At 59.7% G+C, this 22321-nt stretch carries 21 protein-coding genes; 10 read left to right on the top strand and 11 right to left on the bottom strand.

From position 1 onward, the window contains the following. Positions 1 to 41: 41 nt before the first annotated feature. Positions 42 to 224, top strand: a complete 183-nt coding sequence (locus ACIPZE_RS03040) for a hypothetical protein (RefSeq protein ID WP_129391946.1) — start codon at positions 42 to 44, stop codon at positions 222 to 224. Here the strand turns inward: ACIPZE_RS03040 and ACIPZE_RS03035 are convergent. Both ACIPZE_RS03035 and ACIPZE_RS03030 read right to left on the bottom strand, forming a co-directional pair. Then, positions 221 to 1282, bottom strand: coding sequence for an AI-2E family transporter (locus ACIPZE_RS03035; RefSeq protein WP_283436988.1), 1062 nt, complete (start codon positions 1280 to 1282; stop codon positions 221 to 223). The two genes, ACIPZE_RS03040 and ACIPZE_RS03035, sit on opposite strands and share 4 nt — an antisense overlap. 111 nt (positions 1283 to 1393) lie before the next feature. Continuing rightward, positions 1394 to 2080 carry a cysteine hydrolase family protein gene (locus ACIPZE_RS03030; RefSeq protein WP_400771278.1) on the bottom strand — a complete coding sequence of 229 codons (687 nt, stop codon included), beginning with the start codon at positions 2078 to 2080 and terminating at the stop codon, positions 1394 to 1396. A 180-nt stretch (positions 2081 to 2260) separates the two neighbouring features. Here ACIPZE_RS03030 and yegQ point away from each other — a divergent pair, with 180 nt between their 5' ends. Then, positions 2261 to 3598, top strand: coding sequence for a tRNA 5-hydroxyuridine modification protein YegQ (gene yegQ / locus ACIPZE_RS03025; RefSeq protein ID WP_400771275.1), 1338 nt, complete (start codon positions 2261 to 2263; stop codon positions 3596 to 3598). A gap of 106 nt (positions 3599 to 3704) precedes the next feature. On the opposite strand, the gene ACIPZE_RS03020 is transcribed toward yegQ, so the two are convergent. After that, positions 3705 to 4568: a LysR family transcriptional regulator gene (locus tag ACIPZE_RS03020; RefSeq protein WP_129391934.1), complete on the bottom strand. Its 864-nt coding sequence runs from the start codon at positions 4566 to 4568 to the stop codon at positions 3705 to 3707. 100 nt (positions 4569 to 4668) lie between these two features. On the opposite strand from ACIPZE_RS03020, the gene ACIPZE_RS03015 reads away from it, so the two are divergent. Further along, the gene (locus ACIPZE_RS03015) at positions 4669 to 5565 is read left to right on the top strand and encodes a DMT family transporter (RefSeq protein WP_400771272.1); all 897 of its coding nucleotides are present in this window, start codon (positions 4669 to 4671) and stop codon (positions 5563 to 5565) included. A 136-nt stretch (positions 5566 to 5701) separates the two neighbouring features. Here ACIPZE_RS03015 and ACIPZE_RS03010 read toward each other — a convergent pair whose 3' ends face one another. Both ACIPZE_RS03010 and ACIPZE_RS03005 read right to left on the bottom strand, forming a co-directional pair. Then, a complete protein-coding gene (locus tag ACIPZE_RS03010; RefSeq protein WP_283436992.1) occupies positions 5702 to 5932 on the bottom strand; it encodes a hypothetical protein in 231 nt (76 codons plus the stop codon). Positions 5933 to 6024: 92 nt separating this feature from the next. Further along, positions 6025 to 6738 (bottom strand): FadR/GntR family transcriptional regulator, encoded by a 714-nt coding sequence (locus tag ACIPZE_RS03005; RefSeq protein WP_400771269.1) that lies wholly within the window; start codon positions 6736 to 6738, stop codon positions 6025 to 6027. Between the two features lie 356 nt (positions 6739 to 7094). Between ACIPZE_RS03005 and ACIPZE_RS03000 the strand changes: the two genes are divergently transcribed. Both ACIPZE_RS03000 and gudD read left to right on the top strand, forming a co-directional pair. Continuing rightward, the gene (locus ACIPZE_RS03000) at positions 7095 to 8441 is read left to right on the top strand and encodes an MFS transporter (protein WP_400771266.1); all 1347 of its coding nucleotides are present in this window, start codon (positions 7095 to 7097) and stop codon (positions 8439 to 8441) included. Positions 8442 to 8480: 39 nt separating this feature from the next. After that, a complete protein-coding gene (gene gudD, locus ACIPZE_RS02995) occupies positions 8481 to 9824 on the top strand; it encodes a glucarate dehydratase (RefSeq protein ID WP_400771263.1) in 1344 nt (447 codons plus the stop codon). A gap of 88 nt (positions 9825 to 9912) precedes the next feature. Here gudD and ACIPZE_RS02990 read toward each other — a convergent pair whose 3' ends face one another. Continuing rightward, complete coding sequence (locus tag ACIPZE_RS02990) at positions 9913 to 10791, bottom strand: LysR family transcriptional regulator (RefSeq protein WP_400771260.1); 879 nt, start codon at positions 10789 to 10791, stop codon at positions 9913 to 9915. A 160-nt stretch (positions 10792 to 10951) separates the two neighbouring features. Here ACIPZE_RS02990 and ampC point away from each other — a divergent pair, with 160 nt between their 5' ends. Next, positions 10952 to 12118, top strand: coding sequence for a class C beta-lactamase (gene ampC / locus ACIPZE_RS02985; protein WP_400771257.1), 1167 nt, complete (start codon positions 10952 to 10954; stop codon positions 12116 to 12118). 269 nt (positions 12119 to 12387) lie between these two features. Here the strand turns inward: ampC and ACIPZE_RS02980 are convergent, their stop codons facing one another. Further along, positions 12388 to 12954 carry a DUF4174 domain-containing protein gene (locus ACIPZE_RS02980; RefSeq protein ID WP_400771254.1) on the bottom strand — a complete coding sequence of 189 codons (567 nt, stop codon included), beginning with the start codon at positions 12952 to 12954 and terminating at the stop codon, positions 12388 to 12390. Between the two features lie 208 nt (positions 12955 to 13162). On the opposite strand from ACIPZE_RS02980, the gene ACIPZE_RS02975 reads away from it, so the two are divergent. Beyond that, positions 13163 to 13627, top strand: a complete 465-nt coding sequence (locus tag ACIPZE_RS02975) for a GNAT family N-acetyltransferase (protein ID WP_283436998.1) — start codon at positions 13163 to 13165, stop codon at positions 13625 to 13627. Positions 13628 to 13738: 111 nt separating this feature from the next. Here ACIPZE_RS02975 and ACIPZE_RS02970 read toward each other — a convergent pair whose 3' ends face one another. The 3 genes from ACIPZE_RS02970 to ACIPZE_RS02960 all read right to left on the bottom strand — a co-directional run bounded on the left by ACIPZE_RS02970 (position 13739) and on the right by ACIPZE_RS02960 (position 16880). Then, positions 13739 to 14524 (bottom strand): sulfite exporter TauE/SafE family protein, encoded by a 786-nt coding sequence (locus ACIPZE_RS02970; protein ID WP_283436999.1) that lies wholly within the window; start codon positions 14522 to 14524, stop codon positions 13739 to 13741. A 208-nt stretch (positions 14525 to 14732) separates the two neighbouring features. Continuing rightward, positions 14733 to 15947 carry an MFS transporter gene (locus ACIPZE_RS02965; RefSeq protein ID WP_400771249.1) on the bottom strand — a complete coding sequence of 405 codons (1215 nt, stop codon included), beginning with the start codon at positions 15945 to 15947 and terminating at the stop codon, positions 14733 to 14735. Positions 15948 to 16130: 183 nt separating this feature from the next. Next, positions 16131 to 16880, bottom strand: coding sequence for a hypothetical protein (locus ACIPZE_RS02960; RefSeq protein WP_129391889.1), 750 nt, complete (start codon positions 16878 to 16880; stop codon positions 16131 to 16133). Positions 16881 to 17224: 344 nt separating this feature from the next. On the opposite strand from ACIPZE_RS02960, the gene ACIPZE_RS02955 reads away from it, so the two are divergent. From ACIPZE_RS02955 to ACIPZE_RS02945, 3 genes are all read left to right on the top strand, one after another. After that, the gene (locus ACIPZE_RS02955; protein WP_400771246.1) at positions 17225 to 18373 is read left to right on the top strand and encodes an aldose epimerase family protein; all 1149 of its coding nucleotides are present in this window, start codon (positions 17225 to 17227) and stop codon (positions 18371 to 18373) included. 158 nt (positions 18374 to 18531) lie between these two features. After that, on the top strand, positions 18532 to 19353 hold the full coding sequence (locus ACIPZE_RS02950; RefSeq protein ID WP_283437002.1) for an aldo/keto reductase: 822 nt from the start codon (positions 18532 to 18534) through the stop codon (positions 19351 to 19353). 26 nt (positions 19354 to 19379) lie between these two features. After that, the gene (locus ACIPZE_RS02945; RefSeq protein WP_283437003.1) at positions 19380 to 19850 is read left to right on the top strand and encodes a DUF1810 domain-containing protein; all 471 of its coding nucleotides are present in this window, start codon (positions 19380 to 19382) and stop codon (positions 19848 to 19850) included. Here ACIPZE_RS02945 and ACIPZE_RS02940 read toward each other — a convergent pair. Beyond that, complete coding sequence (locus ACIPZE_RS02940; RefSeq protein ID WP_400771242.1) at positions 19815 to 22175, bottom strand: DNA polymerase II; 2361 nt, start codon at positions 22173 to 22175, stop codon at positions 19815 to 19817. The two genes, ACIPZE_RS02945 and ACIPZE_RS02940, sit on opposite strands and share 36 nt — an antisense overlap. Positions 22176 to 22321: the final 146 nt, after the last annotated feature.

The raw sequence follows: 22321 nt of genomic DNA, 5'->3' as shown, positions 1-22321 counted from the left end.
AGTCCCTAAGGTAGCTCCATAGATTGATGGAGGTACTTGTCATGGCTCAGGTTCAAATCATGTCCGTTGTCGGCAGCGCCGTTCCCGCCTCGCTCAGAGAGCTGGGCTTGCTTGCCTGCTGGTATCTGGTGCGCGACGGCGAGGCGATCAGCGGCCCGCTCACCTCGTTGCCCGCCGCCCAGGCGTTGTCACAACAACTGGTCGCCCACCCGTTCCACGCCTAAGGCAATTGCACCTTCGGTTTGGTCTCGATGAACAGCGCCCAGCTCGACATGAACAGCGCAGCGATCAATGGCCCGATCACAAAGCCGTTGAGGCCGAATACCGCCAGACCGCCGAGGGTCGAGATCAGAATCATGTAGTCCGGCATCCGTGTGTCCTTACCGACCAGAATCGGCCGCAACACGTTGTCCACCAGACCGATCACGAAGACCCCGAACAGCCCCAGCACCACGCCTTGCCAGATCATCCCGCTGAGCAGGAAGTACGCCGCCACCGGCGCCCAGACAATCCCCGCGCCCACCGCCGGCAACAGCGACAGAAACGCCATCAACACCGCCCACAGCAACGCGCTGGGGATATCGAGAAACCAGAAAATTGCCCCGCCCAATGCGCCCTGCGTGATCGCCACGACCAGGTTGCCTTTGACGGTCGCCCGTACCACCCGATTGAACTTCAATTGCAGCCGCCGCTTGTGATGTTCCTCCAGCGGCACCGCGATGCGGATCTTGCGCACCAGTTCGGCGCCATCGCGCAGGAAGAAAAACAGCAGGTACAGCATGATGAAAAAACTCACCACGAATTCGAACGTACCCTGACCAAAACTGAATGCCTGACTCGCCAGCACCTGGCTGCCCTGCATTGCCGCTTTGACGATTTTCTCGCGCAAGCCGTTGAGTTCGCCCATGCCGAAGCGATCAAGCAGATGCTGGAAATATTGCGGCAGGCTGTGCTTGAACTGCGCCAGATAGGCGGCGATATCGAGCTCGCCGCTTTCGATGTTCTTGTAGACCGTCGCCCCTTCCTGCACCAGCAACACACTGAGAATGATCACCGGCAGAATCGCGATCACCAGACAGATGCCCAGCGTAAACAGCGACGTCAGATTGCGTTGCCAGCCAAATTTGACCTGCAACCGGCGCTGCATCGGCGCAAACAGAATGCCGAGGATCACCGCCCAGAACACCGCACCGTAAAACGGCAACAGAATCCAGATGAAGGCCACGGTGACCAACAGCAGCAAGACGGTCAGCGATTTGAATTGAAGACTTTTTACGTTCATGTCCGGTCCATGTCAGTCAGGCGTCATGCACGCCCCGAACCTTAGTCAGCCGGGGCGTGCGCGAGTGCCATCTTTATTCATGGAGCATAGTTGGCGATTGGCCCGAGCCTGTTATCGAACCGGCAGCTTGATGATCTGATCGGTGGTCAGCACATCGCCGAAGGTGTCTTCCACTTCCGCCAGCGCCGCTTTATGCAGCGAATCCTTGTCGATCGAGGCACCATTGGCGCGGGTGATCGCGCGGGTTGCCGAGGCATCGGAGGCAACAATCACGCTGTAGCCGAGCGGCGCTGCATCACGCGCGGCACCGGCGACACAGGCGTGAGTCATCAGCCCCGCGACGATGAGCGTGTTAATGCCAGACTGCTTCAGCCGTTCGTTCAGATCGGTACTGCCGAATACGCTGACGGTGGTTTTTTGCAGCACCACATCCTTGGCCCGAGGCTGCATGTCCTTGTGAAACTTCACCGTTTCGCCGTCGATGGCAAACACTGGCGACCCGGCTGGCGCAACGTGCTGAACGTGATAAACCGGAATGTCATGACGATCGGCGAAGGCTATCAGCTCGCGGGTGTTCGCCAGCGCTGCGGCGCCGTCGGGGATCGGCATCCGGCCGCTGAAGTATTCGTTCTGGAAATCGATCACCAGCAGCGCCGACTTGCCTGCGGGCAACTGACTGACCGGCGTCGCGCCCGACATTGCGCGGATGGTTGGATGGCTGTCGGCGACAGCAGCGGTGCTGGCCAATACACCGGAAAATGCACAGGCAGCGAGCAAGCGGCGGGTAAAACGTTGCATGGGTGTGTCCTTCTGATTTGAGTGGATGAGCCAAGATTAAGCAGCTTGCTCAACGCCGAACACAGGGGTTTGGGCACATCATCTGTGCTGTTTCTGCACAGATGACCAAACATAGATCCAGATCAACAACCCCAGCCCTCGAGCGCTTTACCCTGCCGCACTTTTGCCAGCGACGCCGCCATGACCCTCACGCCTGATCTCGCCGCCCCGGAACTGCTCGCCCCCGCCGGCACCCTGAAAAACATGCGCTACGCCTTCGCCTACGGTGCCGATGCGGTGTACGCCGGGCAACCGCGCTACAGCCTGCGCGTGCGCAACAACGAATTCGATCACGCCAACCTGGCGCTGGGCATTCACGAGGCGCAAGCGCAAGGCAAGCGCTTCTATGTCGTGGTCAATATCGCGCCGCACAACGCCAAGCTGAAGACCTTTCTCAAAGACCTCGCGCCGGTGATCGAGATGGCCCCGGATGCGCTGATCATGTCCGACCCGGGCCTGATCATGCTGGTGCGTCGACATTTTCCGCAGATGCCGATCCATCTTTCGGTGCAAGCCAATACGGTGAACTGGGCGAGTGTCGAGTTCTGGCAGCAACAAGGGCTGAGCCGGATCATCCTGTCGCGTGAACTGTCGCTGGAGGAGATCGCGGAGATCCGCGAGCACGTGCCGAAAATGGAACTGGAAGTGTTCGTTCATGGCGCATTGTGCATGGCCTATTCCGGGCGCTGCCTGCTCTCTGGCTACCTGAACAAACGTGATGCCAACCAAGGCAGCTGCACCAATGCCTGTCGCTGGAAATACTCGGCGCAGCCAGCCACGGAAAATCAGCTCGGCGAGATCGTGCAGATTTTTCAGCCCGAGCCGACCCTGGGCATCGGCACCCCGACCGATCAAGTGTTCCTGTTGCAGGAAGCCAATCGCCCGGATGAGTTGATGCCCGCCTTCGAAGACGAGCACGGCACTTACATCATGAACGCCAAGGACCTGCGCGCGGTGCAGCACGTCGAGCGTCTGACGCGCATGGGTGTGCATTCACTGAAGATTGAAGGCCGGACCAAGTCGCACTTCTATTGCGCGCGCACCACCCAGGTTTATCGCCGGGCCATTGATGATGCGGTGGCTGGACGCGAGTTCGATCGCAGCCTGATGAGCGATCTCGAATCACTGGCCCAGCGCGGCTACACCGAAGGTTTTCTGCGTCGGCATGTGCATGACGAATACCAGAATTATCAGCACGGCAGTTCGGTCTCGGAGCGTCAGCAGTTTGTCGGCGAGCTGACCGGCGAGCGACGTGAGCGTCTGGCCGAGGTCAAGGTGAAGAACCGTTTTGCCCTCGGCGATCATCTGGAACTGATGACGCCCAAGGGCAATTTCCACTTTGATCTGCAGCAGTTGCACAGCGCCAAGGGCGAACCCATCGAAGTGGCGCCGGGGGATGGCCACACGGTGTATCTGCCGATTCCGGATGCGGTGGATTTGCGCTTCGGCTTGCTGATGCGCGACCTCGGCACACCATAATCCCTGTAGGAGCTGCCGCAGGCTGCGATCTGTTGATCTTGATTTTAAAAACAAGATCAACAGATCGCAGCCTGCGGCAGCTCCTACATTAATGCGGGCGCGGTTTTCAGGTGAATTCTTCACGCAACATCGCCACAAACGCTTCACGCGCCGGGTGTACCCCGGCGTTTTCGTGCCAGTAAAACAGATTGTCGACGGCCGTCAGTTCGGGAAATTCGAACCCGACGCAACCGGCACCTTTGGCGTACTGCTCAAAGACGCCTTTGGGCACCAGCGCCACCCCGGCCCCGGCACTTACGCAGCCAACAATCGCCCCGTAACTGGCCAGACTGACGATCGGCAACGCCAGCCCCTGACGCAACAACCAATGCTCCAGCGCCGCGCGGTACGGGCAACCCTGCGGCCACATGAACACGGTCTTGTCTTGCAGATCATTGATGTCGCGCACCGGCCCGAAGGAAGTGGAGGCAATCAGCAGCAACTCCTCGCGATACATCGGCGTGCGTTTGAGCTGCGAACGTTCGACGTCCACCGCCACAATCGCCCCATCGAGACGATGGCTGACGGTATCGTCGAGCAACTGCCCCCAAGTGCCGGTGGTCAGCTCCAGCGCGACCTGCGGATAGCGCTTGTGAAACTTCGCCAGCAAGCGCGGCAGACGCCCGGTCGCCGAAGATTCGATGGCGCCGATGCGCAGCGGCCCCGACGGTTCGGACGAAGGATCGACCGCGCGCTTGGCCTCAGCGGTCAACGCGAGGATTTTCTCGGCATAGACGAGGAAAGTCTGCCCCGCCGGGCTGATGCGCAACCCGCGCCCTTCACGCAAAAACAGCGCAACGCCCAATTCCGCCTCCAGCGCCTTGATGCGCGCGGTGATGTTCGACGGTACGCAAAACAGCTTTTGGGCCGCACGGGCAATGCTGCCGACCTCGGCGACGGTCTTGAACATGCGGATCTGTGCCAGCTCCATACTCATCACTCTGAGTGAACATTCAGCGCAGTATAAGTCAGTTGTGGCGAATGATTGCGCGCCCGGATACTCGGCGCATCACCCTTCTGGTAGCGCGATCATGCCGTCCACTTCTTCTTTCAAAATCATCCTGGCGATGGCGTTCGTCGTCGCCTGCTGGGCGTATTCGCCGACCGGTATTCACCTCGGCCTCCAGGCCTACGACCCCGGGCATCTGGCGCTGTTGCGCTTTCTTCTGGCGTCGCTGTTGATGGCCGTGCTGGCCGCATTCAAGGGCATTCGCCTGCCGCAACTGCGCGATATGCCGTTGCTGCTGGCCTTGGGTTTCTTCGCCGTCAGCCTGCATCACGTGGCGCTGAACATCGGCCAGCAAAGTGTCAGTGCCGGTGCCTCGAGTGTGCTGGCGCAATCGAGTCCGCTGTTCAGCACGCTGCTCGCGCGGTTCGTGTTCAAGGATCACGTCAGCGTCTGGCGTTGGGGTTGTGTGTTGCTCGGGTTTGTCGGCGTGGTGATTGTGGTCAGCGGCGACCAGGGCTTGGGCGATATTGACGCGCATGCCCTGCTGATCCTGCTGGCGGCGGTTTCGTGGAGCATCTATTTCGCCCTGCAAAAGCATCATGCACGGCGTTACGACGGTTTCAGTCTGGCGTGTTACGCGGTGTGGTCGGGGACGTTACTGCTACTGACTTACCTGCCGGGGCTGGCCGAAAGGGTCATGCAGGCGCCGCTGCGGGTGCAGTGGGCGGTGTTGGCGCTCGGGGTGTTTCCCAGTGCGCTCGCGTATCTGGCGTGGGGATTTGTGCTCAAGCATGTGGATCTGAGCCGGGCGACGATGACCTTGTACCTGATACCGCCGACAGCAATGGGGATTGCTTCGGTGGGGTTGGGCGAGCGGCCGACATTGATGGTGCTGGCGGGGTCGGCAGTGGTGCTGATCAGTGTGTTGGCGTTGAATCTGGAGCGGCGGATCGGGGTTGTTCGGACGGCTGCGGCCTGATCGGACATCTGATTTGAAGCTGATGCCGTCTTCGCGAGCAAGCCCGCTCTCGCATTGGAATGCATTTCAAATGTGGGAGCGGGCTTGCTCGCGAAGAGGCCAGAACAAACAACATTAAACCCGAGTCAGTACCCTCTCAGCGCCGATCATCCGACAACGGTGTCGGCTCATCCGCCGGCGGCACATCCTCGTCCGCTCCCGGATCCTTCCAGTCATCCGGCCGGTCGGCGTCGCTCAGCGGATCGCGCCCAGGAGGCATGCCCATCGGTGAATCATGATCGGCCAGCGTCGGTTCATCAGTACCGGGCATTGGCCGGGTTGGGTCGGTGGGAAGAACACCACCCTGAAACAGCAAATCATTCGCCATGACACACCTCACGAAGGAGGTCCGGAAATCCCGGGCCGTACAGGTTGGAAGCGCACCGGTGTCCGGCGTGCTGTCGAACAGACCAGCGGCGATCAGCCCTGCGCACTGAAGCGATCGCGGCTGTTGCTCAGGTGCAGCCACATCGCCGCGCGCGCTGCGTCGGCATCCTGACGCTTGATCGCATTGAAAATCGCCTCGTGTTCCAGATTGGCCAACTGCCCGAGCTTGCTCAGGTCCGCCGCACCACGCTCGGCGGCGTTGAGCCGGTGACGCGGAATCATCGCGCTGCCCAAATGCTGCATGATCTCGCCGAAGCAGACGTTGCCGGTGGCCTCGGCGATCAGCAGATGAAAACGCCTGTCGGCTTCAACGCAACTGTCGTTGTTGGCCAGCAGACGTTGATAGTCGTCCAGCGCCTGACGCATCTGCAGCAGTTGCTGTTCGCTGCGACGCTGCGCCGCCAATGCCGCCGCCTGGGTTTCCAGCCCCAGGCGCAGTTCGAGAATGCTGCGCACGCCAAGTGCCGTGTCGACATTCAGACGCAAGCCCTGCTCGGCTGCGCGTTCGATCACGAATGTACCGATGCCGTGCCGTGTCTCGACCAGCCCCGACGCCTGCAATTTCGAGATCGCTTCGCGCACCACCGTGCGGCTGACCCCGTGCTCCTGAACGATGGCGTTCTCCGACGGCAGCTTGTCGCCGGGCGACAGCTGGCCGAGCAGAATGCTCTGGGTGAGCTTCTCTACCAGGTCATGGGCAAGGTTGTGCGCGCGTTTGCGGGCGGGGGCGTCGAGGTCTTCTTGCATGGTCGATTCCGGTCATCGTGGCCTGCGGATCGTAGCACCGCACGGGCGCCGGGCCCGATTGATTTTAGTGCTAAATTGCCATTCAACTTGTATGACAACACTCAATACCGAAAACAACCAATTCAATCATCCGGTAGCAGAAAACCCTGAAAGCCTGTGCGCCGGCACACGAACCTCTGAACAAACCATCAACAAACACGGGCTTATTACGCACAAAAGCATAAAAAACTGCGCTTTCATAAATATTTATTCGGCCCCCGCCACTTGTAGGACAAAAAATTCAGGTTGTATGATGTCTATCAACAACGCAGCACCTGCCTTGCCCCGCATAAAAATAATCAGTGGGAGAAAACCAAGTGAAAACCTCCGTCTCCGGGATGCACGAGGGCGTCGATTCGACACTCGCCTCGGCCATCTCGAAAGTCAAACGCCACGTCCTGCCGCTCTTCGTGATCATGTTCATCGTCAATTACATTGACCGGGTGAACATCGGTTTCGTCCGCACCCACATGGAACACGACCTCGGTATTGGTGCTGCCGCCTACGGCTTCGGCGCCGGTCTGTTCTTCATCGGTTACGCGCTGTTCGAAGTCCCCTCCAACATGCTCCTGCAAAAAGTCGGCGCGCGAATCTGGCTGACACGGATCATGTTCACCTGGGGCCTGGTCGCCGCCGGCATGGCCTTCATCCAGAACGAAACCCACTTCTACGTGTTGCGCTTTCTGCTCGGCGTGGCCGAGGCCGGGTTCTTTCCCGGGGTGATCTACTACTTCACGCGCTGGTTGCCCGGCGTCGAGCGCGGCAAAGCGATTGCGATCTTCCTCAGCGGTTCGGCCGTGGCATCGCTGATCTCGGGTCCGCTGTCCGGCCTGCTCCTGCAAATCAACGGGCTGGGCCTGCACGGCTGGCAGTGGATGTACTTTATCGAGGGAATGTTTTCGGTAGGCCTGTGCGTGTTCGTCTGGTTCTGGCTCGACGCCAAACCCCATGACGCAAAATGGCTGACCCGTGCCGAACAGGACGCACTGGTCAACGCCATCGATGACGAACAAAAGGCGCGTGAAGCCGCGACACCGATCCGGCCGTCGATGGGCAAACTGCTCAAGGACCGGCAGATCATTCTGTTCTGCCTGATCTACTTCTTCATCCAGTTGACCATCTACGCGGCGACCTTCTGGCTGCCGAGCATCATCAAGAAAATGGGCGAGATGAGCGACTTCCAGGTCGGCCTGTACAACTCGATTCCGTGGCTGCTGTCGATCATCGGCATGTACGCCTTCGCCTCGTTCTCAGCCAAGTGGAAACACCAGCAGGCCTGGGTCGCGACCGCACTGTTGATTGCGGCGGCGGGGATGTTCATGTCGACCACCGGCGGATCGGTCTTCGCCTTCGTCGCCATCTGTTTTGCCGCGTTGGGTTTCAAATCCGCTTCGTCGCTGTTCTGGCCAATTCCGCAGGCGTACCTGGATGCCCGGATCGCTGCGGCGGTGATTGCCCTGATCAACTCGGTGGGCAACCTCGGTGGCTTTGTCGCGCCGACCACGTTTGGCCTGCTCGAAGAACACACCGGTTCGATTCAGGGCGGCCTCTATGGCCTGGCCGCGACCTCGATCATCGCCGCGATCATTGTCTTCTTCGCGCGCACCACAGCAAAACCTGCTGCTGAATTACCCGTGGCCGCTGCCGCGCCAAAGCACGCTTGATGTCCATTGTTAAAGATTGCGAATTAAAAGGATAAAAACATGACCGCACACGACACTGCCAAAGCCCCGATCATCACCGACATGCAAGTCATCCCGGTGGCCGGCCACGATGGCATGTTGCTCAACCTGAGCGGCGCCCACGGGCCATTTTTCACCCGCAACATTGTCATTCTCAAGGACAACGCCGGCCACACCGGCGTTGGTGAAGTGCCCGGTGGCGAGCGCATCCGCCAGACGCTGGAAGACGCGCGCAGCCTGGTGGTCGGGAGCCCGATCGGCACGTATCAGAAAATCCTCAATCAGGTGCGCCAGACCTTCGCTGAGCGTGACGCCGGCGGTCGTGGCCTGCAGACTTTCGACCTGCGCATTACCATTCACGCAGTGACTGGCCTGGAAGCCGCCCTGCTCGATCTGCTCGGTCAGCATCTTGATGTACCGGTGGCGGCGCTGCTTGGCGAAGGTCAGCAACGCGATGAAGTGAAGATGCTTGGTTATCTGTTCTACGTCGGCGATCAGCGTGAAACCGACCTCGCCTACCGCAGCGAACCGGACGCCGACAATGACTGGTTCCGTGTGCGTCACGAGCAGGCCATGACCGCCGAAGCCGTGGTACGCCTCGCCGAAGCGGCGCACGCGAAATACGGTTTCAAGGACTTCAAACTCAAGGGCGGCGTGCTCAGCGGCGATGCCGAAATTGAAGCGGTGACGGCGCTCGCCGAACGCTTTCCTGATGCACGAATTACCCTCGATCCGAACGGCGCGTGGTCACTGAAAGAAGCCATTCGTTTGTGCCGCGATCAGCATCGTGTTCTCGCCTATGCCGAAGACCCTTGCGGTGCGGAAAATGGTTACTCCGGTCGCGAAGTGATGGCCGAGTTTCGCCGCGCGACAGGACTGAAAACCGCCACCAACATGATCGCCACTGACTGGCGCGAAATGGGTCATGCGATCCAGTTGCAGTCGGTGGATATCCCGCTGGCCGACCCGCATTTCTGGACCATGCAGGGTTCGGTGCGCGTGGCGCAGATGTGCCATGAATGGGGGCTGACCTGGGGTTCGCACTCCAACAACCACTTCGACATTTCGCTGGCAATGTTCACCCACGTCGCCGCCGCCGCGCCGGGCGAGATTACTGCCATCGACACCCACTGGATCTGGCAGGACGGCCAGCGCCTGACCAAGGCTCCGCTACAAATTGTCGACGGTTGCGTGCAAGTGCCGAAAAAACCGGGGCTAGGTGTCGAGTTGGATATGGATCAGGTGGCCAAGGCCCACGAACTGTATAAAGGCATGGGCCTCGGCGCGCGGGATGACAGCGTGGCGATGCAGTTTCTGATCCCAGGGTGGAAATTCGATAACAAACGGCCATGCCTGGTCCGCTGATGTATCACTGATAACTGTAGGAACTGCCGAAGGCTGCGATCTTTTGATTTTGTTTTGAAGATCAAAAGATCGCAGCCTTCGGCAGCTCCTACGGGGTTTGCGTCATGTGCAGCAGCCAGTGTTTGAACGCACTCATCGCCGCCGTCTCCGGCCGCGATTGCAACCGCGTCAGCCAGTAACTGCCGGTGGTGATCTCGATCGCAAACGGCTGACGAATCGCATCCGCCGCCAGTTGCCGGGCGAACATCAGCGGTGGCGCCAAAGCCACCCCACTGCCCTGCAAGGCCGCTTCCATCATCGCCAGCGACGAGTCGAAGACGATGCTCTGCGGTGGCGCCGCTTGGGTTGCCAGCCCGGCCGCATGAAACCACTCCGGCCACTCATCAGTGCGATAGGAGCGCAGCAAGGTCTGCTGCAACAAATCCCCCGGCGCATGCAATTGCCGGGCGATTTCCGGCACGCACAACACCGACAGCGGCGCATCAAGCAAGCGTGTGGCTTCGATGCCATGCCACGCCCCGGCGCCGAAACGAATTGCGTAATCGAGGCCTTCAGCGGCCACATCGACGCGATTGTTGTTGGTCGACAGCCGCAAATCTATGAGCGGATGTTTCGCCCGAAAGTCCGCCAGCCTCGGCAGCAACCAGCCCACGGCGAACGTACCCACTGCACCGACAGTCAACATCTCGCGATATAGGCCACCGGCAAGACGTTCGAGAATCTGTGCGATGTGATCGAACGAAGTGCTCAACACCGGCAGCAGGGTTTCACCTTCGCTGGTCAGCATCAGCCCGCGGGGCAGGCGTTTGAACAGCGTGACGTTGAGTTGCGCCTCAAGGCTTTTGACCTGATGGCTGACCGCTGCCTGCGTCACGCACAGCTCCACGGCCGCGCGAGTGAAGCTCAAATGGCGCGCCGAAGCTTCGAAGGCGCGCAGTGCGTTCAGCGGCAATTGCGGTCGAATCATGCCCAATCCCAAATTTTTCTAATGGCTCGTGCGAGTTTTCGTCGTTTGTCGATTAGCGACCCGCTGACTAAATTGGCGGCGCTGATCAGTTGCCCAACGAAGAAATCGCCCGCAGTGTAGCGGGATAACACCATCAACACTCATGGAGAGTGGTTCATTCATGTCACCCATCTATTCAAGCAAAGTCATTTCGTGCGCCACTTTCGGCCTGCTTTTCGGCGCGACCTCGTGCATGGCCGCCGCGCCCACCGACGCGCAATTGCAAACACTGGTCAACGACGCCGTCGCGCCAGTGATGCAACAACAGGGCATTCCTGGCCTGACCGTGGCGCTGACCATCAACGGCCAGGCGCATTACTTTAACTACGGCGTCGCGGCAAAAGACACCGGCCAGAAGATCAGCGAAAACACCCTGTTTGAAATTGGCTCGGTGAGCAAAACCTTCACCGCCACCCTCGCCGGTTACGCGCAGGCCACAGGCAAACTGGACCTGTCGACCAAAGCCAGCCAGCTCTGGCCTGAATTGAAAGGCAGCGCCTTCGACAACATCAGTGTGTTGCAATTGGGCACCTACAGCGCCGGTGGTTTGCCGCTGCAATTCCCCGACTACGCGGATTCGTCCGACAAGATGCTCGGCTATTTCCAACAATGGAAACCGCTTTATCCGGCGGGCAGCCATCGCCAATATTCCAATCCAAGCCTTGGCTTGTTCGGTTATCTGGCGGCGAAAAGCCTCGGCCAGCCGTTCGATCAGGCGATGACGCAAACCCTGCTGCCGAAACTGGGCCTTGCCCACACCTACCTCAGCGTGCCCGCCGCACAAATGAATCTGTATGCGCAGGGCTATGACAAGAACGGCAAACCGGTGCGCGTCACACCGGGCGCGCTCGACTCGCAAGCCTACGGCGTGAAAACCAGCGCGGTGGACATGCTGCGCTATGTTCAGGCCAACCTGAAACCGGGCACGCTTGAAACGGCTCTGCAAAAAACCATCGCCAACACCCACACCGGCTATTACACCGTTGGCGACATGACCCAAGGCCTGGGTTGGGAAATGTATCGCTACCCGATCAGCCTCGACCGCTTGCTGGCCGGCAACTCGACGGAAATGGCCATGGAGGCGCACAAGGTGCAGTGGCTGAATCCACCGCAGCCGCAACCGCAGAACGTGTTGATCAACAAGACCGGCTCTACCGGTGGTTTCGGCACTTACGTGGCGTTTGTGCCGAACAAGGACATTGGCATCGTGATCATGGCCAACAAGAATTTTCCGATTCCTGAGCGAGTAAAAATCGCCCATACAATTTTCAGCGCTATCGCTGACTGAAAAGATCGCAGCCTGCGGCAGCTCCTACAGGACCGGGTTTCACTCGGTTATGTAGGAGCTGCCGCAGGCTGCGATCTTTTCGTTTCTACGTTTAATCTAGCGGTGGCTTCGGGACTTATGTGGCGAGCGGCTTTGGATAACGCAAAACATGTGGGAGCGAGCCTGCTCGCGAAAGCGGTGCACCCATCAGCTTATGCACCGACTGATACACCGCTATCGCGAGCAGGCTCACTCCTACAGGGGACGCGTTTTATTCAGTGACAGCGCGATCAGTCATCCGGCATTTCCGGTGGCTTGGCCGGTTTTGCCGGTTTGCTCGGTTTAACACCTTTCGCGCCTTTCGCTGCCGGCTCTGTAGCTGCAGGTGTAGTCGCCACGGACGGCGGTGCGATGTCCTTCTCGGTTGCCGGCAATGCGTCAACGGTGTCGAAGATTTTCTTCAGATCAACCGACTTCGCCTCATCCCCCGAGGCCGTGAGTTTGGTCTCGCCGTCCTTGCCCACCAGGAACACTTTCGGATAGGCCCCGGCACCCAGCTTCAGCGAGCGCAGCAGCGCCATGGTGTCTTGCTGGCCCATGTCCTTGCCGTCGAGTTGGCCGGACATGTTGAGGATGGTGTAGACCTTGATGTTGCGGTCGGCGACGCCTTTTTTATTCGCTGGGTCTTCCAGCGACTTTTTCAGGCTGACCCAAACGGGGTCGACCGTGCTTTGGGCGATCACGATCAGCGGTCGGGCACGGCCCATATCCCCGGCGATGGGCGAATCGTTGTCAGCGGCGAACAAGGGGCCGGCAATCGCCAGCAAGAGTGTCAGGGTCAATGACCTGATGAGCATGCGCATCTCCTTTTGATATCCACGCTCTAATGATTGCGCATCGTGGCGATTGTTCCGGGGCAACCCGGCAAATATCTGTCGCCTGGTCAGAAGCTTAGGACAGGCACGACATTGCGCAACATCATCGGCGTGATCGCAACCCGGATTTGATTACCTTTTATGACCGCATTAGGGTGGCGGTACTGCCAACGAAATGGAGTTCACCCGCATGCACATCGATTACCTGTGCGATCACCCCGAATTGATTGAAGAACTGGCCACCCTCAACTTCAAGGAGTGGGGCGAATTTCGCCCAGGGCAAACCGTCGAGCACCGCATCGAACATATGCGCGCATCGTGTGGCAAAGGCGCGGTGCCGAGTGTGGTCGTGGCGCTTGAAGGCTCACGACTGCTGGGCGGTGCATTGCTGATCGAAAACGATCTGAAGCTGCGGCCGAACCTGACGCCATGGCTGGCCGGGGTTTACGTGAAGGCTGAAGAGCGCGGACGCGGGATCGCATCGCAACTGGTCAATCGAGTGGTTGCAGAAGCGACGGCGCTGGGTGTACGCGAGTTGTATCTGTACACCGACACGTCGCAGTCGCTGTATGCGCGACTAGGCTGGGAAGTGGTTGAAGAACTCGTCTACGATGATTTGCCGGTGACAGTGATGAAATACACCACCCGCCAGTAAGAACACCCGTAGGAGCTGCCGAAGGCTGCGATCTTTTGATCTTCAAAAACAACATCAAGAGATCGCAGCCTTCGGCAGCTCCTACATGAGACCGGATTTGGCAAGGCCGGATCAGAACGCCAGTTTGTAGCCGATCAGCACCAGCATCGTCGCCAGGCACGGGCGCAGGACTTCATCGGAGATGCGTCCGGTCAGGTGACTGCCAAGCCAGATGCCTGGCAACGAACCCACCAGCAAAAAGCCCAGCACGCCCCAGTCCATGTTGCCCATGCTCGCGTGGCCGAGGCCGGCGACCAGGGTCAGCGGCACGGCGTGGGCGATTTCGGTGCCGACCAGGCGACGGGTCGGCAACAGCGGATAGAGGATGAACAACGCGACCGTGCCCAGTGCGCCGGCACCGATCGAGGTCAACGCGACCATGGTGCCCAGAATCAGACCGGTGATCACGGTCATCACGTTCAGCCGCGAACCACTCGGGTTGTAGTTGCCGCCGGCGCGTTTGTGGGCGAAGTCGAGCAGGCGTTTCTTGAAAAAAATCGCCAGCGCCGTGGCGAACAGGACAAAACCCAATGCCTGTTTGATGATGGCGTTCATCGCGTCCGGCGCGGTGTGCAGAGAGCTGAGGAACCACAAGGTCAGCGCCACCGCCGGCACGCTGCCGAGGGTCAGCCAGCCGGTGATGGCCCAATCGATGTTCTTGTTCTTGCGGTGAACGAGGACGCCACTGGATTTGGTAATGGCGGCGTACAACAGGTCAGTGCCGACCGCCGTTGCCGGGTTGATGCCGAACCACAACAGGATCGGCGTCATCAACGAACCACCGCCGACACCGGTCATGCCGACAATAAAACCCACCACCAGCCCGGCAATCACCAGGCCGAAATTTGCCAATTCCATTAAACCGTCCAGAAAAACGACAGGAAAAATCTGGCCCGCAGCATAGCGATTTTTCTTATAACCACATATATCGATGCGGTCTATCGTTATACCCGAATACCCATCCCACCCCTGTAGGAGCTGCCGCAGGCTGCGATCTTTTGATCTTGTTTTTTAAAATCCGGATCAAAAGATCGCAGCCTGCGGCAGCTCCTACAGGTGGGCGAGGTCAATGCAGTCTGCGGCCCGGTTTGAAGCTGTGGGTTTTGTTGAGCCACACCGTGGCCAGCGCGATGAGTGAGAGAATCAGCAGCGCCCACGGAAACGACATCGCTCCCGCCCGATCCAGCAATACGCCACCAAACAATCCGCCGCCGGCAATCGCAACGTTCCAGGAAGTGGTGAGCATCGCCTGTACCACGTCGACGTGATCACCTGCCGAGTCTGCTGCCGAGGTCAGCAACAGGGTTGCCGAGCCGCCAAACGATAAGCCCCACACGGCCATGCAGGCGTAGATGATCCCGGCCGACGGGGCGGCGAGCGCCAATACCAGTGCCGTCAGCGCAAACACCGCGAGGCTGATCAGCGTCAGCCAGCGCAACCAGCGATCCACCAGCATGCCAATGATCCAGATCCCCACCAGCGAACACAGGCCGAACACCAGCAGCACCAGGTCAACGCGCTCGGCCAGTCCGGCCTGCATCAGAAATGGCGCGATGTAGGTGTAGAGAATGTTGTGCCCGAGCATCCACGTCAGCACCACGAACAGCACCGGCCGCACGCCCGGCAGGCGCAAGGATTCGAGCAAGGGCAGACGTTCGTCACTGGCCTGCCCCGGACGATCCGGCACGGCGATGACGATCCACGCGGCCAGCACCAGTGCCAGCGCCGACATGATCCCGAACGACGCACGCCAGCCGATCAGATTACCCAGCCAGGTTCCCGCCGGCGTCCCCAGCGACAACGCCACCGGCGTGCCGAGCATGGCAATCGCCAGCGCTCGCCCCTGTTGATGCACCGGCACGATCCCGCGCGCATAGCCGGCCATGATCCCCCACGACAGCCCCGCCGCCATCCCGGCAAGAAAGCGCGAGGCCAGCGTCAAGCCGTAGTGGCTGGAGAACGTGGTGATGGTGTTGAAAACCAGAAAACCACCGACCGTCATCAACAGCACCCGTCGCCGTGGCCAGCCGCGCGTGGCCACGGTCAGCGGAATCGCCGCGACAATCGAACCCAGCGCATACAGGGTGACCAGTTGCCCGGCAAGCACTTCGCTGACGTTGAGCCCGGCGCCGATTTGCGGCAGCAGCCCGGCTGGCAGGGTTTCGGTGAGGATGGCGATGAACCCGGTCATGGCGAACGCCAGCAACGCGGCGTAAGGCAGTTTGTCCGCACGAACAGTGCGATCAACGCGAGTGAAATCAGCGCTTGCGGGGTCGGTCATGACGGGTGCGGCTCCCTTTGAGTCAAAGTTGACGAAGGATTGTATACAAAAAATCCGACCGCCACTCTACCCTGTAGGAGCTGCCGAAGGCTGCGATCTTTTGACGTTGATCGTAAAAAAGATCAAAAGATCGCAGCCTTCGGCAGCTCCTGCACGGGCAGGTATTTACAGCCATCGTGGCGGTTACTGGACGGGCAGGAAATTCAGGAATAGCAGGCTCTGCGCGTAATTCAGGCCGATGCGCCGGTAGCGCTCATCGAGCATTTGCGTCAGCAGATCCAGGCGCGCGACGATTTTGCCGAATTCGGTGGCAAAACTGAGGTTGCTGCCCTCCTCCGAAATCTCATTGGAAAACAGCAGCGGCTGACCTTCCTTGTTCTGCCGCTGCGACAGAATCCACGTGGCTTTTTCGATGTTGCGCGCCGCGTTATGGACGAAGGTCGGGTTGATCGCATCGGTCATGTAGAACTCGACGCGATTGCCGTGGGCAGTGACCAGCATGCTGCCGATCGCATAGATGAACGCGCCGACGCGGTCACCGAGAAACTCCGGGCTCATTGCGTAACTGAGCGCCGCGAGATCTTTGCGCCCGCCCAGCACCGGCAACGGCTGTTGCTGCTCGATGGCCAGCCGCACCTGTTTCACGGCGGCATGAATATTGAGGAAACCCGACTTGCGCAGCTCATCCGGATTGCGCAGGTAGAGCTTGCCCATCAACCGATAAAGGCTGCTGAGGTTGTCGCGCATCGCCAAAGTGGCCATGCGATCGACGCTGGTCTGCAGGAATTCCTGCGGTTGACCTTCACGAATCTGGTTGAAGAAACCGTTGCCGTCCTGATGGCTGCAACCGCTGAACAACAGCGACGACAAGCAGGCGAGCAACAGGCACGGGCGACGGAAAAAATCGGCGATCAGGGCAAAAGCTCTCGGCATGAATTCTCGAACAGGCACATTCCTGTGCGGCGGGAGTCACCGCATCCTGGCCATGGATAGAGCCGCCGATCGTGAAAAAGTGCAGTGGTGCGCGTCACCAGCCGACCTCCGGCGCTTTCTCTGAAAGCAATTAGTCCGTCTTTATTGTTGAAATAAACGATTAATCAACTATAAATTTTCACTGAAAACGTAAATAGCATGACTAGTTGCCCTGTAGGAGCTGACGAAGGCTGCGATCTTTTGACTTTGATTTTTAATGCCAGATCAAAAGATCGTAGCCTTCGGCAGCTCCTACACAGGGGTCAGCGGTAGTTTGAAAACAACAACAAAAAGGAAGGTCAACCATGCTTCAATCCCGTCACCTGCTCTCCGGCCTCGGACTGTCCCTGATGATCGCCACCCTCTCCGCCAACGCCGCCGGCCTGACCGCCGAACACAAAGCCTTCGGCAAAACCAATGACGGCACGCCCGTCGAGCAATACATCCTGCGCAACAGCCACGGTATGCAGGCCACCGTCATTACCTACGGCGCAACCCTGCAATCGCTGAAAGTGGCCGACAAGCACGGCAAGTTCGATGACGTCGTCCTCGGTTTCGACGATGTCCAGGGCTATCAGAAAGGTACCGCGTATTTCGGCGCGACCATTGGCCGTTTCGGCAATCGCCTCGCCGACGGCGCGTTCGAACTCGACGGCAAGCGCTATCAAGTGCCACAGAATGACAAATCCAACGCCTTGCATGGCGGCACCCTGGGCTTCGACAAGAAGGTCTGGAAAGCCGAAGAAACCAAGGACAAGGATTCGGTCGGCGTGACCCTGACTTATCTGTCGGTGGACAGTGAAATGGGCTTCCCCGGCAATCTCACCACCGAAGTCACCTATCGCCTCACCGACAACAACGAGTTGCGCATCGATTACAAGGCCAGCACCGACAAACCGACGGTGCTCAACCTGACCAACCACAGCTACTTCAACCTCGCCGGCGCCGGCAATGGCGATATCCTCAAACAGGTCGCCACCCTGCACGCCAGCCATTACACCCCCGTCACCGCCAAGTTGATCCCGACCGGCGAACTGGCGCCAGTGGCCGGCACGCCAATGGATTTCAGCAAACCGACGGCGATTGGTACGCACATCAAGGCTGATCATCCACAACTGAAATTTGCCGAGCCGAAACAGGGTGGCTTCGACTTCAACTGGGCGCTGGACACCAAGGGTGATCTCAGCAAAGTGGCTACTGAGGTCAGTGATCCGCAGTCGGGACGCCATCTGCAGTTGTTCACCACAGAACCGGGCGTGCAGTTCTATACCAGCAACTTCCTCGACGGCACGGTCAAGGGCAAGGGCGGCAAGGTCTATCCGCACTGGGGCGCGTTTACCCTCGAGACCCAGCACTATCCGGACTCGCCGAATCAGCCGAACTTCCCGAGTACGCGCCTGGATCCGGGGCAGACTTACAGCCACAGCGTGGTGTTGAAGTTTTCTGCCAAGTAAAACAGCGCAGATCAAAAGATCGCAGCGTGCCGCAGCTCCTACAGGCGAACGAACAACTGTAGGAGCTGCGGCACGCTGCGATCTTTTTTGCTTTTTGAACCCCTGAGCTATCCTGCTGCCCACTAAAAGGTATCGACACATTCAGCAAGGAGGTTTGCATGCGTACCCTCGAATTGGCCGGCGTGCAGGTGCCGGTGATTGGCCAGGGCACCTGGCGCATGGGCGAAGACCGTTCGGCGCACAAGCGTGAAGTGGCGGCGCTGCGTACCGGTATCGAACTGGGCATGAGCCTGATCGACAGCGCCGAAATGTATGCCGAGGGCGGTGCCGAAAGCGTGGTCGGCGAAGCCATCGCCGGTATTCGCGACCAGGTATTTCTGGTCAGCAAGGTCTACCCGCACAACGCCAGCCGCAAAGGCATCCCGCAAGCCTGCGAGCGCAGCCTGCGCCGGCTCGACACCGATTACATCGACCTCTATCTGCTGCACTGGCGCGGCCAGTATCCCTTGGAAGAAACCGTCGAAGCCTTCGAACGCCTGCGCGAGGAGGGCAAAATCGGCCGCTGGGGCGTGTCGAATTTCGATGTCGATGACCTCGAAGAACTGTCCAGTTCGGCCTGCGCGACCAATCAGGTGCTGTACAACCTCGAAGAGCGCGGCATCGAATTCGATCTGCTGCCGTGGTGCCAACGGCAACAGATGCCACTGATGGCTTACTGTCCGATCGGCCAGGGCGGCGCGATGCTGGCTGAACCTGTGCTGAATCAAATTGCCGCTCGTCACGGTGTGACCCCCGCGCAGGTTTCGCTGGCGTGGATTCTGCGTCAGGATGGTGTGATTGCGATTCCCAAGGCTGTGCGACCCGAACACGTGCAACTCAATGCACAAGCGGCGCAGCTGCAACTGGAAGCCGGGGATCTGGCGGCGCTGGACCAGGCGTTTCAAGCGCCACAACGCAAGCAGCGGCTGGCCATGGTCTGAGCCGCTGCCGACTGGCGGGCTTTGCGATGAGAAGCACTGATCAGTACGACCCGTTCAACCTGCAACGTTTTGTCCAGGCCCAGGACCCGGTGTTCGAACGCGTGCAACGCGAGCTCGACGAAGGGCGCAAGCGCAGCCACTGGATGTGGTTTGTCTTTCCGCAACTCGCCGGGCTTGGCGGCAGTGAAATGTCCCGGCGCTTCGCCATCGGTTCCGCCGAGGAAGCCCGGGCCTATCTCGCCCATGAACTGCTCGGTGCGCGGCTGCGGACTTGCACGCAGTTAGTGCTGAAGGTGCGACAGCGCTCGATTGCGGAAATTTTCGGCCATCCCGATGACCTGAAGTTTCATTCCTCGATGACCCTGTTCGCCCAGTTTGACGCTGAAGACAGCGTGTTCAGTCAGGCACTCGAGCGCTACTTTCACGGCATCCTCGATGAGTGGACGTTGCAGTTGCTCGACTCAAAACAGGCCCAGTTGCCCACCGATCAGGGTTGAGAAGTCGTCGTCGACAAACGGCAGAATCGCGTCCGCCACCGGTTGCAGCTGCCGGCTGATGTAGTGGTCGTAATCGATGCCGGCGCGGCGCACTTCCAGCGGCTCCGGACCGGCCAGGGTGATGACGTAACTGATCCAGCCACCGTTCTGGTATTGCCGCGGACGGCCCTGCTGCGCGTTGTAATCGTCGGCCAGGCGCGCCGCACGCACGTGCGGCGGCACATTGCGCTCGTAATCATCGAGGGTGCGGCGCAGTCGTTTGCGGTAGACCAGTCGATCGTCGAACTCGCCGGCGAGGGTTTTGCGCACGTAGTCGCGCACATACTCCTGATATGGCTTGCGCTGGAAGATCCGCTCGTACAGTTCCTGCTGAAATTGCCGGGCCAGCGGCGACCAGTCGGTGCGCACGGTTTCGAGGCCTTTGTAGACCATTTCATCGCTACCGTCGGCGCGGGTGACAAGGCCGGCGTAGCGCTTCTTGCTGCCCTCCTCCGCACCGCGAATGGTCGGCATCAGGAAGCGTTTGTAGTGAATTTCAAACTGCAGTTCGAGGGCGCTCTCCAGGCCGTATTCCTCGCGCACATGCGCGCGCCACCAATCGTTGACGTGCTGGACCAGCGCATGGCCGATCTGCGCCGCCTCTTCCTGCCCGTGCGCGCGGCGCAGCCAGACGAAAGTCGAGTCGGTATCGCCATAGATCACCGCGTGGCCCTGCTCTTCGATCAGTTTGCGCGTGCGCAGCATGATTTCGTGGCCGCGCAGGGTGATCGATGAGGCCAGCCGCGTATCGAAGAAGCGGCAGCCACTGGAACCGAGTACGCCGTAGAAAGCGTTCATGATGATCTTCAGCGCTTGCGACAGCGGCGCGTTGTGTTCGCGCTTGGCGGTCTCGCGGCCCTCGGCAACCCGCGAAACGATCGACGGCAGGCAATGGCGAGTGCGCGAGAACCTTGCGCCACGAAAGCCCGGCACCGAGTCGGCGTCATCGGGATGCTGCAAGCCTTCGATCAGCCCGACCGGGTCGATCAAAAAGGTGCGGATGATCGACGGATACAGGCTCTTGTAGTCGAGCACCAGCACCGATTCGTACAGCCCCGGTTGCGAGTCCATGACAAAACCGCCAGGGCTGGCCTGCGGCGGATTGGTCCCGAGGTTCGGCGCAACGAAGCCCTTGCGGTGCATCAAGGGCATGTACAAATGGGTGAACGCCGCGACTGAACCCCCGCTGCGATCGGCCGGCAATCCGGTGACACTGGCGCGTTCCAGCAAAAACGTCAGCAGTTCGGTCTTGGCGAAAATCCGCGTGACCAGTTCGCAGTCCTTGAGGTTGTACTTGGCCAGCGCCGGTTTGTCCTCGGCGAACATGCGGTTGATTTCGTCCATGCGCTGGTACGGGTTGTCGATCGACTTGCCTTCGCCAAGCAAGGTCTGCGCGACGTTTTCCAGACTGAACGAGGGAAAACTCCAGGTTGCCGAACGCAACGACTCGATGCCGTCGATGATCAGCCGCCCCGCCGCCGAGGCGAAATAGTGATTGCGGCTACCGTGTTCGCGCCATTGCATTTCTGCACCGCCACGGCCGATTTTCAGCGGTACGCCGAGGCGCCGGGCGTGTTCGTGGAGGATGCGCAGGTCGAACTGCACGACGTTCCAGCCGATGATCGCGTCGGGATCATGCTGCGCGAACCAGTCGTTGAGTTTCTTCAGGATGACGGTGCGCGAGTCGCAGTACTCGAGGTCGAAATCGACAATGCTGGCGTCGCCGTTCGGCGCGCCGAGCATGTACACCTGACGCTCGCCGCAACCTTCGAGGGCGATGGAATACAACTCGCCGGTTTCGGTGGTTTCGATGTCGAGCGAGACCAGGCGCAGTTTCGGTCGGTAATCGGGTGCAGGTTTGAGGTGAGCGTTGCGCAGGACGCCGTCGGCATCGGCGGTGCCGCTGAAGTACACCGGCGCGGTGATGAAACGCTCCATCAGGTAGCGTTCCGGCGGGCGCACGTCGGCTTCATAGACGTCGACGCCAACGCGGTTGAGCGCGGTTTCCAGGCGCATCAACTGGCCGTGCTGCTGGCAATACAAGCCGAGTACCGGACGATGTTCGAAATCCTGCAGGGCCAGCGGGCGCAGTTCGACGTTTTTTTCATCGTGCAGCAGACGTTCGGCCACGGCGCGCTGTTCGGCAGGGATAAACGCCACCGACGGTTGATGCGGCAAGCGCACACGGCGCGGCCCGGCGTCGGTCGCCAGCCAGAACTCGACTTCGGTGCCGGCCGGCGTATCGCGCCAATGCCGGGTCAGGACGAAGCCCTGCGGTAAATCCACCACTGCAACCTCGGGTATTGAAACAGAACGGCATTCTACGCTGCCCTTCCAGCGCCCGCGTTTTCAGTTTGGAATACTTTGTAGTAGCGATTTATCTGTGGTGAGTGGATTTATCTGTGATGAGGGGATTTATCTGTAATGAGAGG

It is taken from the genome of Pseudomonas sp. NPDC089741 (assembly GCF_044748825.1).
GTDB classification, from domain to species: Bacteria; Pseudomonadota; Gammaproteobacteria; order Pseudomonadales; family Pseudomonadaceae; genus Aquipseudomonas; species Aquipseudomonas helmanticensis.
This window is presented reverse-complemented; position numbering and strand designations above follow the sequence as displayed.